Source organism: Simplicispira sp. GW247-4R2A (assembly GCF_059424465.1).
In genome coordinates this window covers 1-13,906 of sequence record NZ_JBWKZM010000038.1, presented here as the reverse complement: position 1 = coordinate 13,906, position 13,906 = coordinate 1, and the positions used below count along the sequence as shown (strand labels likewise).

Genomic DNA, 13,906 nt, shown 5'->3' with positions numbered 1-13,906 from the left:
GCAGAGTCTGGCGAGGCAGCAAGGGGCGTGGGCCGTAGATAATCCGCGATTCTCTACGAAGTTGCTTCCCCTTGTCAGACCCTGCCGCCGTCCGCGCCCTGCCTATTACCTTTCCCGAATCGCTCCCGGTCTCTGGCCGGCGCAGCGAAATCGAAGCCGCCCTGGCCCAGCACCAGGTCGTCATCGTGTGCGGAGAAACCGGCTCGGGCAAGACCACGCAGTTGCCCAAAATTGCGCTGGCCATGGGGCGTGGGCGGTTGAATGCCCGCCCCGGCACGCGCGGCCAGCTCATCGGCCACACCCAGCCGCGCCGCATTGCGGCGAGCAGCGTGGCCAAGCGCATCGCCGAAGAATTGAAGACGCCGCTGGGCGAGGTGGTGGGCTACAAGGTGCGCTTTCAGGACCGCCTGAGCCAGGGTGCCTCGGTCAAGCTGATGACGGACGGCATTTTGCTGGCCGAGACGCAGACCGACCCGCTCCTCAAGGCCTACGACACCCTCATCATCGACGAGGCGCACGAGCGCAGTCTGAACATCGATTTTCTGCTGGGCTATATCCGCGAGATCCTGCCCAGGCGGCCCGACCTGAAGGTGGTCGTGACGTCGGCCACCATCGATGCCGATCGGTTCGCCAAGCATTTCGAAAGCAAGAACGGCCCGGCCCCGGTGCTGATGGTTTCGGGTCGCATGTTCCCGGTGGAGCAGCGCTGGCGCCCGTTCGAGGAGTCGCGCGACTACGGCCTGAACGAAGCCATTGCCGATGGCGTGGACGAGCTGTGGCAAGGCAACGCGGGCGGCGATATTCTGGTGTTCCTGCCCGGCGAGCGCGAAATCCGCGAGGCTGCCGACCATTTGCGCAAGCACCTGGCGCACAACGTGGTGACGCGCAATGCCGAGGTGCTGCCGCTGTTCGCGCGCCTGTCGCAGGCCGAACAGGACCGCATTTTTGACGGGCACACAGGCCGGCGCATCATCCTGGCGACCAATGTCGCCGAGACTTCGCTCACCGTGCCGGGCATCCGCTACGTGATCGACTCGGGCACGGCGCGTGTCAAGCGCTACAGCCTGCGCAGCAAGGTGGAGCAGTTGCTGGTCGAGCCCATCAGCCAGGCGGCGGCCAACCAGCGCGCTGGGCGCTGCGGGCGCGTGGCCAGTGGCATCTGCATTCGCCTGTACGACGAGAAAGACTTTGCCGGGCGAGCGCGCTTTACCGACCCGGAAATTTTGCGTTCATCGCTGGCTGGCGTCATTCTGCGCATGAAGTCGCTGCACCTGGGCGACGTGGCGCAGTTTCCGTTCATCGACGCGCCGTCCGGCCGCGCGATTGCCGACGGCTACCAGTTGTTGCACGAGCTGGGCGCCGTGGATGAGTACAACGAACTCACTGCCATGGGCCGTGAACTGGCGCGCCTGCCGGTGGACCCGCGCGTCGGTCGCATGATTTTGGAGGCGCGAGCGCGCGGCGCCCTGGCCGAGGTGCTGGTGATTGCCAGCGCACTCAGCCTGCAGGACGTGCGCGACCGCCCGATGGAAGCGCAGCAGCAGGCGGACCAGCAGCACGCCAAGTTCGACGACGAAAAAAGCGAGTTCAGCGGTTATCTCACGCTGTGGAACTGGCTGCAGCAGGCGCGTGGCGGCAGCATGCCCACGTTGGCCTCGGCGCGTGTGCAAAAGGACCAGACTCGCAAGAAGGCGTCCAACCAGGCGTTCTTGCCGGTGGCGCAGCGGCTGAGTGCGCCGCAGCCTGCAGCGCCCGCCGCCCCTCCGCTCGCCAGCATGGCCCCGGCGCACAAGCTCAGCAACCGCCAGTACGAACAATTGCTGCGGCAAAATTTCATCAACGTGCGCCGCGTGCGCGAGTGGCGCGACGTGCACAGCCAGCTCCTCACGGTGGTGGCCGAGCACAAGTGGGAGCTGAACCCAAAGCCGGCGAGCTATGAGGAACTGCACAAATCCATGCTGGCCGGCTTGCTGGGCAACATCGGCTTCAAGCCCGAGGATGAAGACATCTACCTGGGCGCGCGCGGCATCAAGTTTCACCGCCACCCCGGTGCGCACCTGCGCAAGAAGCCCGGCCGCTGGATCGTTTGCGCTGAACTGGTGGAAACCACGCGCTTGTTCGGCCGCGGCATCGCCAACATCGATCCGACCTGGCTGGAAGAAGTCGGCGGCCATTTGCTCAAGAAGCAACTGCTCGACCCGCACTGGGAGAAAAAGGCCGCCGAGGTCGTGGCCTTCGAGCGCGCCACCCTTTACGGCCTGGTGGTCTACAGCGGGCGGCGAAAACCCTTCGACAAGGTAGACCCGCAGGCCGCGCGCGAGATGTTCATTCGCCAGGCGCTGGTGGCGGCCGATGTGCTGCCCGAATGGCACAAGCGCCTGCCGTTCCTGGCGGCCAACGAAAAGCTCATCGCCAAGGTGGAAGAGCTGGAGCACAAGTCCCGCCGCCAGGACGTGCTGGTGGACGAAGAACTGATTTACGCCTTCTACGACCAGCAACTGCCGCAAGACATCACCAGCGGCCGCAGTTTCGAGCACTGGTACCGGCAAGAGACGGTCAAGCGCCCCGAGCTGCTGCGCCTGACACGCGACGAGCTGATGCGCCATGAGGCGGCGGGCATCACCACGGCAGCCTTTCCGCGCGTAATTCGCCTGGGCGGCGTGGACTGCCAGGCGAGCTATTTGCACGAGCCGGGCGACGCGCGCGACGGCGTCACCGTGGCCGTGCCGCTGTTCGTGCTCAACCAGGTGAGTGAAGAACGCTGCGAATGGCTGGTGCCGGGCATGCTCAAAGACAAGATCCAGGCGCTGCTCAAAAGCCTGCCGCAGCGCCCGCGCAGCCGCTTTGTGCCGCTGCCCGAATCGGCCGCGCGCCTGGCCGAACTGCTGGGCACGCCCGACCGCATCGGGCGCCTGGGGCTGGTGGATGCGCTGCTCAAACAAGTGCGCGACGAGACCTCGCTCGACGTGAAACGCGCCGACTTCAAGCTCGACATGTTGAGCCCGCACCTGTTCATGAACTTGTCGGTAGTGGACGAGCATGGCCGCCAGCTCGGCCAGGGCCGCAACTTGGGCGCGCTCAAGGCCGAGTGGGGCGCCAAGGCCCGCGGGGCCTTTCAGGCGCTGGCCGGGCTCAAGCTGAGCAGCAATGCCCAGGCGGCGCAAAAATCAGAGCCAAATATGCCTCTAGCGCTTACTGAGCAAGCGCGAGTAGCTACTAAAACAAAAGCAAAACCTGCAGTGTCCACGGCCCACGCCGAGGCGCGCTACACCACCTGGACCTTTGGCGAGTTGCCCGAGCTGATGGAAATCGGCCGGGGTGGCCAGCAGCTCATTGGTTTTCCCGCGCTCATCGACGCGGGCGACGCCGTCACCATCGAAGTCTTCGACGAGCCCGACGTGGCCGCTGCCAAGCACCGTGCGGGCCTGCGGCGCTTGTTTGCGCTGCAAATCAAGGACGCGCTCAAATATCTGGAAAAGAACTTGCCCGAGTTGCAAAAGATGGCCGTCGCCTACATGCCGCTCGGCACGCAGGAAGAGCTGCGCAGCCAGATCCTCGACGTGGCGATGGACCGCGCGTTTCTGCTGGAGCCTCTGCCGACCAACGCGCAGGAGTTCGAGCGCCGCGTGCAGGAGGGGCGAGGGCGCCTGACCTTGATCGCCAACGAGGTGGCGCGCCTGGCCGCCACCATCCTGGCCGAATATTCGGTAGCCACGCGCAAGATCAAGGACACCAAAAACGCCCCCGAAGCCACGCAGGACGCGCTCCAGCAACTCCAGCGCCTGGTGCCAAAAAACTTCCTCACCGCTGCGCCCTGGCCGCAACTGGCGCACTTTGCTCGCTACCTCAAGGCGATCACCGCGCGCCTGGACAAACTGCGCGCCGACCCGGCGCGCGACGCCGCCAAGCTGGCCGAGCTGCGCCCGCAGGAGCAGCGCTACTGGCGCCTGGTGGCCGAACGCAAGGGCGCGGTGGATGCCCGCATGCAGGAGCTGCGCTGGCTATTGGAAGAACTGCGCGTGAGCTTTTTTGCGCAGGAGCTGCGCACGCCGCAGCCGGTGAGTGTGAAAAGGCTGGACAAGCTCTGGGCGCAGATCCAGAGCTGATGTACGCGCGTCAAAGGCCCGTCCTCATCTCAGGCGTCGAATTGAATCCTCGGCGCCCCGCTGTGAATGAAATTGACGAACTCCCGGGTGCTGTCAATGCAGCCGCCATCGCGGTAGGTCCCCGAAGCATCCCGGTAGCGCCGCATGCGCTGCAGGATGCTCGCCTCCAAGGCGCTGCCCTCGGCCACCTGGGCACGCAGCTGGGTGACCCGGGCTTCATCGATGAACTGATTGCCTTGGGCATCCACCCGCAGGGCATCGCGCCAGAAGTAGACCTCCAGACATTTGCCGCGCAGATCAAAGGGTGCGCCGCGCTGCCAGAAGTTTGCGAATTTTCCACCGCCCAGGTAGATCACCCACGAGCCCTCGTAGCCTGAAACGTCCGAGGATGCTTCGTCTGGGTTGCGAAACCATACCCTGTCGCCGGGAATGTAGTAGTGCATGGGCACCGGTGCCTGCGCCGAGCCGACCTCATGCACGAAGGCATCGTGAAAGCGCCGCGAGGCAATGGGGCGCGTTCGCCAACGCGCCTCCAGGGCCTCCAGCAGAGCCGGATGCGTGGCTTCCAGCTCGCGCGCGATTCCCAGCAACACCACGTATTCGGAGGCCCGGTAGCACGAGAACGAATACGTGCGCCCCGATGCGTCGGGAATGAGCGCCGACGTCAAGGCTTCCACAAGCGGTTGTCCCTCTTTCAGAAGGAAGCCGTGGTCTTCGTCGTAGTGCCAGTAACCATCAGGCCGATCCACGGCGTCGGTATCAAATCTGAGTTCGGCCTTGCGGGCAGCGTCGGCAATGTTGACCCGAATCCGCACATGGGACTGGAGCTCGGCAAGGTTGGGAAACGTCAGAGGCAGGGGCGCAAACAGCATGGCCAGCACGGTTTCCTGCGCCAGATCAAGCCCGTTGCCGCTGCCGTCTCCAAAGGCGGTGCACAGGCCCAAGGTATCGCAGGACAAGGCCCAGGGCGCGGCCTGCAGCTCGCCTGCCAGGTTGAGCAGTACCCAGCCCAGGCCGAAACCGATGGAGCACGTGACCCATTCGCTCAACCCCAGGCTGTTGAGCCAGCCGTGCAGTTGGTCGAGAACGCGTCGCGCCGTGGTTGCTGCCTGGTCGGGCAGATGGATTCTGATGCCAGCCGTCATCCAGCACACCATGGGGGGTAAAAAAGGTGGCGCATGGTAGCGCAATGCGCTCGTGGGGACAAATCCCGGGCCAGCTTGCATCGCCAATAGGCGTGTTGCCCTCCGGTACCCCCGTCTGGCCGAGCGCGCGTTCCACCGGCGTGGAGGGTGGCGCCCCCTTGCCTGATGCTTGAATCGGTGCCGTGATGCAAATCATCAATTTTCGACTTATAGCCAACTGTTGAAGCAGCGCAGCGAACTGGAACAGAAGATCGAGGAAGCGCGCATGCAAGAACTGGATGCGGCTCTAAAGCAGATCCGCGATCTCATGGATCAGTACGGCATAACCACTCAAGAAATCCTGCCAACAGGAGCGCGGGGGGCCGTGCGCCGCGAGCGAGCGAAGGTCGAGCCGAAGTATCGCGATCCCGCAACCGGCACCACCTGGTCCGGGCGCGGCAAGCCTCCAGCGTGGATTGCAGGCAAAGACCGCGAACCCTTCGCAATCGCCAACAAGGCGTAAAATCAAGGCTTGGAAAGGGGTCGCGCCATGGCAACGACAACACAGTTCGACAGCTATTTTTATGGCTCTGGACTTGTGGACGACGCTCGAAAGGGCGTAGCCCAAGCTGTTGCGCGCACCCGTGCCGCTGGCCTGCCCGTTGAAGGCTACGCCAGCAGCCCAGCTCCACAATCCACCAAAGATCCCTTCCCCGGCCCCACGGCGCACAGTTCAATTCCAGGCTCGTCCGCTCTACCATAACTGACCAGCGCCGCCGTGCCGTCACTGGACCAAGCCGCGCCAAGTCAAGCGCCGTCAACACGCCGCCCGCGCCCGATGCCCCAGATCGTCCACGGCTGTCGCCGCCAAGAAGGTATTGAGGCCGTGCTTACAGAAGTGGGCTTGTTCGTCGAGCCTCGGTATGCCCGGATCTCCGCTGGCACGATGTCGGTGCGAGGCAGCCATACCAGAGCTGGCCGACCGCTAGGAGAGCAGCCCAAGCATCGACGCATGGGCCACCGCTTGGGTCTTGTTGAAGCACTTGAGCTTCCGACAAGAGTTTCGAAGATGAAATCTTACCGTTTCGCTGGTGATATTCAGGATGGACGCGGTCACGTCGTAGGTCTTACCTGCGGCTGACCATTTCAAGATCTCCACCTCTCTTGCGGTCAGGTTGATCCCATGTGCTTTTGGCAGCGCGCTGCGCAGCCGTTTTTGTAATGCCAAGTGAGCCAAGCAGCCCAGCCAACGCATCCGCACCAAGTTTTGTTCAAGCTCCTTGCGGGTGATTTCCTGAGCGCCGCCGCGGGCCAAAGTCAGCAACCCTGCGGCACCAGTGCCGTCAAGCGTGGACTGCGCCCACCCATGCTTGAGGTCGTGGCCGGCCGCGTCCTCCCAAAATTCAGGTGCTTGTTCCCACGTCTGCTTCCACAGCACGGGAGCCTGGCTGCGTGACCCGTGAATGACAGATGGGTCGATTTCCACATACTTGCGGCTAACGTACCGGTCCATCCACGCCTTGGGATAGTTCTCGAGGATCAGCACTTGGGGGCGCCCCGCAGGAAGCGGAACTCGGATGCCATAGGACACGAACTGGAAGCCGAGCTGCTTCCCAGCTTGCTGAATCGCAGTAAAGACTTCCTCTTTGCTCAATGACTCGTTATTGAGCAAGCCAAGCATATCCTCTTGCCATCCAATCATTCTTTGCCTCCCAATACAGGTAGGTGATCCCTTGGGTAACCTGCGCGCCAGCGCTCCTTTTCGCCGAAACGATCAGAAAAGTCTAGTGTGTTGCACCCCCCCAAAAAAACGGTAGTTACGCCGAGCGCAACCTCGTCCGAGAATCCGCCGGACTTTAACTGCCGGGGGATGGAAGATGGAACTTTTCACTGGAAACTTTGACGGTCTCGGTCCGCATGTGATGGCCGATCTAGCCCGCTATCGATACCGAGTGTTCGTCGAGCGCCTGGGCTGGGACCTTGCATGCGTGAGGGGCTGGGAGGTCGACCAGTTCGATCGAGCAGATACCCTGTACGTGGTAGCTCGCGGTGTGGATGGCCAAGTCATCGGATGCGCGCGCCTTCTCCAGACTATGAAGCCCTACCTCCTGGAGGCGGTTTTCCCGCAGCTGATGGGAGCCACAGAGATCCCGAAGGATCACACGGTCTGGGAGTTGTCGCGCTTCTCTGCCACCGATCTGTCGGACCAACGCTGCGGGCAACCCACATCTGACCTGGTCCGCGCGGTGCTGGACGGCGCATTCAAGCTTGCTAGGAACGAGGACGCGGAGACGCTGCTCACGGTCACTACTTTGAGCGTCGAGCGACTGCTGAAGCGGTACGGCTACAGGGTCACTCGCGTGGCTACCCCAGTGCGCATCAACTCGGAGTGGCTCGTCGCCTCTTGGATCACTATTCCGCCGAAGCCATTGAATTCAGCAACGGGGTTCTCTGCAGCTCGAACATGCTTTTCCACGATCGGCGCGGCTCGTTGTAAACAGCCGAACGCGCGCGCCACCTATTCCAACTAGCCGTCGGCTTGAACTCCCAATTTCCGTAGTTACGCAGACGCGCGCGCTGCCATTCAATTCGCCCATCGCACACGCTGCAGGAGAATCCATGAGAAGCACTTTCGCAGTTCTTGATCCCCGTCAGGAGCTTGTGGTTGACCAAGTCACCCGCCATGCCGGAGCCTATACCGAGGAGGGCTGCGGCCGCTTGCTAATGCGGGATCTGTGCCGGGAAGCTGCCGGATCGAGCTCCGGACTCCTCACGGCAGCGGCGGTGGGGCGGTACTTCGAGCCTGGGATGACGCTCGGAGATTCGCTCAGCCTGCTGCTCAGCGACAAGCTGGCCAGCGGGGTCCACGACGCAGACAGCCTCGCGCGCTGCATGCGCCATGAGTACGCCAACAATCAGGATCTGCTCAACGCAGCTGCAGCCGACCTGGCTATCACCGCTGCCCGTGATCCCGCGGTGGTGGCGCAATTCATTCCTTACCTGTTCAGTAAAGGGTTTCACGCACTCCAAGTGCACCGCCTGGCGCACGGCCTGTGGACCAACGGCCAAAAGGTCGAGGCCATGCTCTGGGCGAACCTGTGCGCTTCACGGATGAGCGTAGACATCCACCCGGCCGCCCGGCTGGCCCGCGGGATCTTCATCGATCACGGCGATGGCGTGGTGATCGGCGAGACAGCCACGGTAGGAACCGGCTGCACGATTCTCCACGGCGTCACTCTGGGGGGCAGCGGCAAGGAGCGCGGGGACCGCCATCCGAAGATTGGCTCCGAGGTGCTCCTCGGGGCCAATGCCATGGTCCTGGGGAACATCAAGGTTGGCGATTCATGCCACATAGGCGCAGGGGCTGTGGTCTTGCGGTCAGTGCCGACCGGCCACGTGGCCACCGGAGTTCCTGCGGTTCATCGCGCGATCTCCGCCTTCGGCCCCACGCCTGCTGAAGCGCTCAAGCAGCACGTGGCGCTCTACACCGGAACATACGACCAGATGTAGCTACTACCAAACCGACCCGAACACCATCACCGACAGAAAGGAAGAATGAAAATGCTCAAATCTCAAACAACTCCCATCGCACTGATGACGGGCGGCAATGGGCCGGAGCGATTTGGCTCTCTACGCTCCGGCGAGAGTGTCATCAAAGCCCTGACCTCCCTGGGCGTCCCGCATGACGTCTATGACATCTCGGACCTTGCCGGCTTCGATCCAAAGCGGTACGAGTTCGCCTTTCTCACCACCCACGGATGGTTCGGGGAGGATGGAAAGCTGCAGGGCTTCCTGGAGCACCAAGGCCTAGCCTACACCGGTTCCGGCGTCTTGGCCAGCGCTGTGGGCATGTACAAGCCGCTTTGCAACCAGCTCGCCCAGTCCCTCGGCCTGAAAGTACCGCTCTGGACGAATATCGATTTCAGCCAAACGCCGCTGGTCGAGGCGCGGCGGATCGTTGAGGTCGTCGGCCACAAGGTGATCGCCAAGCCGGTCTCAGGTGGCGGAAGTATCGACACCATCATCTTGGATGGTGTCGGCGAGATCATCCGGTGGCTCAAGACGATGGACCAGAACGAACTCCAGTTCATGGCCCAGCGCTACGTGAAGGGGCTGGACGTCACGATCGGCATCGTGGATGGGCCCTCTGGAACAACGGTGCTGCCCCCCCTTTCGACGGAGTACGCCTCCTCGTTCTACGACTTCGATACGAAGCATGACGCGACCAAGCGCAAGCATGTGTGTCCGGCCGAGATCGGCACGCCAGCAACTGCGGCACTGCGTTCCGGCGCAGCGCGGCTGTTCAGTGCACTCAAGGCAGAGGCTCCGTTCCGCGCTGACTTTCTCGTCGACGAAGAAGGGCAGGCCTGGTTCCTGGAGGTCAACACGATTCCAGGTCTGTCTCGGGAAGGGAACCTGGCCACGATGGCCAAGGCTCATGGCATTACCTACGAGGACCTGATCGCAAATACGATCAAGTCTGCCCGCCGCAAGGAGCCCAAGGGTTACCGCCAATAGGGCTACGACGCCAAGAGGATCAGATGCACGTCTTTCGCCCAGTTCCCTATCACTGCCAATGGGCAGACCGCGATCTTGTGGACGGCATAGTCTCCGGGCGAGTGGATGCCCGGGCAGATGCCAAGCAAGGCACGTTCTGCTTCGGAGGTCCCGACGAATACGAGTTCTGGGCTCGCAGGACGTGTGGCCTGGCCTGTTTGGAGTCTGTCCTCGATGCCCTAGGAATCGCGAGGCCATCGCGCGCAGAACTCTTGAAGCAGTCCATGGCTCATGGCGCCTATCGACTCGACCAGGGGGGTGCGGTGCAGGGACTGATTTATCGACCGTTCCTCACTTGGGTGAAGAGTGCCTTCGGGCTCAGCGGTCGGGTGCTGGAGCACTGCACGCTCGACGCAGTGGCCCAAGAACTAGACGGCGGCTCGCTTGTGATGTGCTCAGTGAGCCCGGAGATCCGCCGCCCGGACGAATCGAATGTCCGCCGGGGAGGGCATCTCGTCCTGGTGCACGGCTGCGGTGCCGACACGATCCGATTCCACAACCCTTCCGGGTTTCGACACAATCAAGAGAACGTTGTTCTTCCCCGCACGACCTTTGAGCGCTTCTTTGCGGGTCGGGCGCTCTCGCTACCAATTTTGGAGAATTTGCGATGAAGATGTATATCCTCAGCGGCGGCCTGACACAGGAGCAGACCACCATCCGGATGTCAGCCGACCGGGTCAGCAAGACGGCCGCCGAGATCGGGTACTCCCCTGTGATCGTCCCTGTGGGCCACCAGCGCCAGGCGACGCTCACCGAGCTCGTCTCGAAGTACAGGGAAGGCGATGTGGTGCTCCCGCTGATTTCGGGAGTCGAGGGATTCCTGACGGCGATGGACATTCCCTACATCGGCTCCGACCCGACGGCCGCGGGCATCGCTGCGAACAAGGGGCTGTTCAACGATTTGGTGAGGTCTTGGGGTCTGGGCAAGGTCCCCTATGTGCGTTTGCACGAACGGCAGACACTCGACCTTCGGTCGCTGCAGGACGTCCGCTATCCTGTGTTCGTCAAGCCGGCGCGCCTGGGCGGCTCCAATGGCATTTCCAAGGTCGAGCGGCCCGCCGATCTCGATGCGGCGATCTCGCTGGCGCGCGGTCATGATACGGAGGTCTTGATAGAGGGGTTCGCCGGCACTGTGGAGATTGAGATCGCAGCGATCTGTGGGGAGAAATCGGTGTTCAGTGAACCCGGCCTGGTGTCCATACCAGAAGGGGCGGACTGGCACAGCTCCGCCGCAAAGCAAACGTCCACCATGAGTGTTGAGGTTTTGCGCGACAGTGCGCTGGCCAGCAGGTGCGTGCAGGTTGCCCAGATGATCTGCACAAAGCTTGGCGTCTCCAGCGGGGTGCGGATCGACCTTTTCCACAATGAAGGGGCTCTCCTCGTGGGGGAGATCAATTGCGTGCCCGGTCATAACCCGGCCAGCAATTTCCCCAAGGTTTTCGAGCTCAGCGGAGTCTCCCGTGTGGAGCAGCTGACACAACTGGTGCAGACAGCATTCTGGAAGCGTGACTCCGGCAAGGACAATCGGAGCCGGTTCTGACCCACACGCAACCTTGCGAGCAGAACTGCACCCGGGAGCGTGTGGACGATCGGCAACTGCCCCCCATCGTCACCGGGTTGATCGCAAGCGCCTTCTTCCTGGAGAACCTAGACGCTACCGTCATCGCCGTTGCGCTGCCTGTGATCGCCAGCTCCTTCGGGGTGGCGTCAACACAGGTGGCGATCGGCATGAGCGCCTACATGCTGGCCGTCGCGCTGGGGTTGGCGGCAAGTGTCTGGATGGTGAATCGCTTCGGCACTCGCCGCCTATTCGTCGGTGGCGTTCTGGTATTTGCTGCCAGCTCGCTGTGGTGCGGCCTGAGCACCTCCCTGGAGATGTTCATTGGGGCGAGACTGCTGCAAGGCCTGGGAGGGGCCATGATGGTCTCTGTCAGCCGCTTCATCCTGTTCCACAACACGTCAAAGAACCGGCTGCTTCGCATGGTGGCCCTGATCACCTGGCCGGCCTTTGTCGCACCAGTCATCGGCCCACCGTTGGGCGGGTTCATCGCGACCTACTTCGGCTGGAGCTGGATTTTCTATCTCAACCTGCCGCTCGCCGCCGCTGCAGCGTGGGTGGGCTGGACCCGTCTGCCGGAGCACGGCCCTGGCCAGGCGCGCCGCTTCGACGCGCTTGGGTTTGTCCTGGCCGGCTCCACGCTGACGCTCGCGTTGACGACGTTCGAGCTCGCCGGGCACCAATCGGCGGGAGGACCTGCCTTGGCCTACTGGGGCGCCGCCGGCCTGCTCACTGGCGGTCTCACCGTCTGGCACCTGCGTAAAGCAAAGGCGCCGCTTCTGTCGCTTGCGGCCTTCCGCATCAACACGTTCGCGGTGGCTGCCCTCAGCGGCCTCTGCTACCGCATCACTATCGGCGGGTTGACGGTCTTGCTACCCCTGATGTTCCAGCTCGGGCTGGGTATGACTCCACTCCAGAGTGGGTACCTGATCCTGACGTTCTTTCTGGGCAACCTTGCGGTGCAGCCGTTCATCACCCGGATCATCAGCCGATTCGGGTTCCGCTCGGTGATCGCGTGGAACGGGGCCTTCACCTGCGCGCAGGTGGTCGCCCTTGCGTTCTTCCCACAGCATGCAAGTGTCTGGATACTCGTAGCCCTCCTGGTCATATCCGGAGCCTCGCGAGCGCTTCAGTTCATGGCACTGAACACCTTGGCGATGTGCGATCTCCCCGCCTCGCAGACGAACGATGCCGCCAGTGTCTCTGGCGTCATGCAGCACCTTAACACTGGTATCGGCATTGCCCTGGGCGCGATGGCGCTGAACGTGGCGGCGCACCTCCTGCAGCCGGCAGCGACCTATCCGCTCGAAGCATTCCGGCTTGCCCTCTGCTTCATAGCAGCTGCTGCAGTGGTGTCCTCTGCGATCGCGCTGCATCTGCCTCAGGGCGCAGGCGCTGAGGTCTCGGGTTCGAGGGTGCGCTGAGGAGTCGACCATGATCGGAATATTCGACTCAGGAGTTGGCGGGCTGACGGTCTACGAGCGTCTTCGCCAGTGCTACCCAGACCTCGATTTCGTCTATCTGGCCGACCACGCGAGCGGCCCGTATGGGCTCAAGAGCGACCCGGAGCTCTATGAGCTGACCCGGCAGAACGTGGATCTCCTCTTTCGCAAGGGCTGTGACCTCGTCATTCTTGCCTGCAACACCGTCAGCGTGGGGGCATTAGAGGTGTTGCGCAGGGAATGGCTGAGCACCGCTTGGCCGGGCCGCACTCTGATTGGGGTGGCTCAACCCACGGTGGACTACGTTAGAAGGCTGCAAGGAGACGCAGACAAGCAGCGCGTGGTGGCCGTATTCGCCACGCAGTTCACCGTCCAAAGCGGGTACTTCAGCACCAAGTTGAATGCGCTTGCAGGCGGCTGCTTGGTTGCGGAAGTGCCGTGTACGCGGTTGGCCTCGCTCATCGAGTCTGGAGCCGCCTGCGCGCAGCTCCGGCGGGAGGTCGATGGGTACATTGCCGCGATGGAGCGCCAGCTGCGCGGCAGAGCACCTGACGTCGTGCTGCTTGCGTGCACCCACTATGTTTGGGTCGAGCGCTTGTTCGTCGAGCGCCTGCCGCCAGGCTGCCTAGTGGTCTCCCAGCCGACCCTGATGCTGCGTGAGTTCGATGGGTTTGCCCGCTTCTCGACGGCGCGCCGCAGTAGAGCCGACCGCTACCATCGGCTTTTCACAACCGGTGACGCTGGTGCGGCTTCGTTGGTGGCGTCTACCCTCTACCGCAAGCCCAGAACCTTCAGCGCGGTGGGCGACCTCGTCGGCAAGACACCTGGCCAAGACGCCCAGCTCGCTGTGTGGACCGCTTTCTCCAAGCATCGTCCGTAGTCCAGCCCGCCAAAGGCGTCCATGCATGGAGTGGCGATTCCAAACGACAGTGGCTGGTTGTCCGTGAAGCCCTGCAAGACATTGGCGGCACTGGCTGGCTTGAACTCAGGAAGTTTGACCAGCATGACCAGTCGGCTGGTGCGTTCCACCAAGGTTCCCACTGCACTGGCATTGCCTTCACCCTTGATCAGGTCACCCTCCCAGTGCCCCGGGAACTGGCGGTCTTCGATCTCGGGCGG

The 13,906-nt window shown here is 62.9% G+C and carries 11 protein-coding genes and 1 pseudogene; 9 read left to right on the top strand and 3 right to left on the bottom strand.

The features are described from left to right. The first annotated feature begins 104 nt into the window (after nucleotides 1-104). Nucleotides 105-4,106, top strand: a complete 4,002-nt coding sequence (gene hrpA, locus AC07ZH_RS19175) for an ATP-dependent RNA helicase HrpA (protein WP_495200953.1) — start codon at nucleotides 105-107, stop codon at nucleotides 4,104-4,106. Nucleotides 4,107-4,135: 29 nt separating this feature from the next. Here hrpA and AC07ZH_RS19170 read toward each other — a convergent pair whose 3' ends face one another. Then, nucleotides 4,136-5,263, bottom strand: coding sequence for a TGL-type protein-glutamine gamma-glutamyltransferase (locus tag AC07ZH_RS19170; RefSeq protein ID WP_495200925.1), 1,128 nt, complete (start codon nucleotides 5,261-5,263; stop codon nucleotides 4,136-4,138). Between the two features lie 208 nt (nucleotides 5,264-5,471). On the opposite strand from AC07ZH_RS19170, the gene AC07ZH_RS19165 reads away from it, so the two are divergent. Beyond that, a complete protein-coding gene (locus AC07ZH_RS19165; RefSeq protein ID WP_495200924.1) occupies nucleotides 5,472-5,753 on the top strand; it encodes an H-NS histone family protein in 282 nt (93 codons plus the stop codon). Between the two features lie 462 nt (nucleotides 5,754-6,215). On the opposite strand, the gene AC07ZH_RS19160 is transcribed toward AC07ZH_RS19165, so the two are convergent. Continuing rightward, complete coding sequence (locus AC07ZH_RS19160; RefSeq protein WP_495200923.1) at nucleotides 6,216-6,932, bottom strand: autoinducer binding domain-containing protein; 717 nt, start codon at nucleotides 6,930-6,932, stop codon at nucleotides 6,216-6,218. A gap of 175 nt (nucleotides 6,933-7,107) precedes the next feature. Here AC07ZH_RS19160 and AC07ZH_RS19155 point away from each other — a divergent pair, with 175 nt between their 5' ends. From AC07ZH_RS19155 to AC07ZH_RS19125, 7 genes are all read left to right on the top strand, one after another. Further along, the gene (locus AC07ZH_RS19155; RefSeq protein ID WP_495200922.1) at nucleotides 7,108-7,761 is read left to right on the top strand and encodes an acyl-homoserine-lactone synthase; all 654 of its coding nucleotides are present in this window, start codon (nucleotides 7,108-7,110) and stop codon (nucleotides 7,759-7,761) included. Nucleotides 7,762-7,849: 88 nt separating this feature from the next. Further along, a complete protein-coding gene (gene epsC / locus AC07ZH_RS19150; RefSeq protein WP_495200921.1) occupies nucleotides 7,850-8,740 on the top strand; it encodes a serine O-acetyltransferase EpsC in 891 nt (296 codons plus the stop codon). 45 nt (nucleotides 8,741-8,785) lie between these two features. Beyond that, nucleotides 8,786-9,748 (top strand): D-alanine--D-alanine ligase family protein, encoded by a 963-nt coding sequence (locus AC07ZH_RS19145; RefSeq protein ID WP_495200920.1) that lies wholly within the window; start codon nucleotides 8,786-8,788, stop codon nucleotides 9,746-9,748. Nucleotides 9,749-9,771: 23 nt separating this feature from the next. Then, nucleotides 9,772-10,398 (top strand): cysteine peptidase family C39 domain-containing protein, encoded by a 627-nt coding sequence (locus AC07ZH_RS19140; RefSeq protein WP_495200919.1) that lies wholly within the window; start codon nucleotides 9,772-9,774, stop codon nucleotides 10,396-10,398. Then, nucleotides 10,395-11,327 carry an ATP-grasp domain-containing protein gene (locus AC07ZH_RS19135; protein ID WP_495200918.1) on the top strand — a complete coding sequence of 311 codons (933 nt, stop codon included), beginning with the start codon at nucleotides 10,395-10,397 and terminating at the stop codon, nucleotides 11,325-11,327. The genes AC07ZH_RS19140 and AC07ZH_RS19135 overlap by 4 nt, the downstream gene beginning before the upstream one ends. Before the next feature lie 41 nt (nucleotides 11,328-11,368). After that, nucleotides 11,369-12,769 carry an MFS transporter gene (locus tag AC07ZH_RS19130; protein WP_495200917.1) on the top strand — a complete coding sequence of 467 codons (1,401 nt, stop codon included), beginning with the start codon at nucleotides 11,369-11,371 and terminating at the stop codon, nucleotides 12,767-12,769. 10 nt (nucleotides 12,770-12,779) lie between these two features. Further along, a complete protein-coding gene (locus tag AC07ZH_RS19125) occupies nucleotides 12,780-13,667 on the top strand; it encodes a glutamate racemase (protein WP_495200916.1) in 888 nt (295 codons plus the stop codon). A 62-nt stretch (nucleotides 13,668-13,729) separates the two neighbouring features. Here AC07ZH_RS19125 and AC07ZH_RS19120 read toward each other — a convergent pair. Beyond that, nucleotides 13,730-13,906, bottom strand: a pseudogene (locus AC07ZH_RS19120) (IS30 family transposase); the annotation flags it as partial.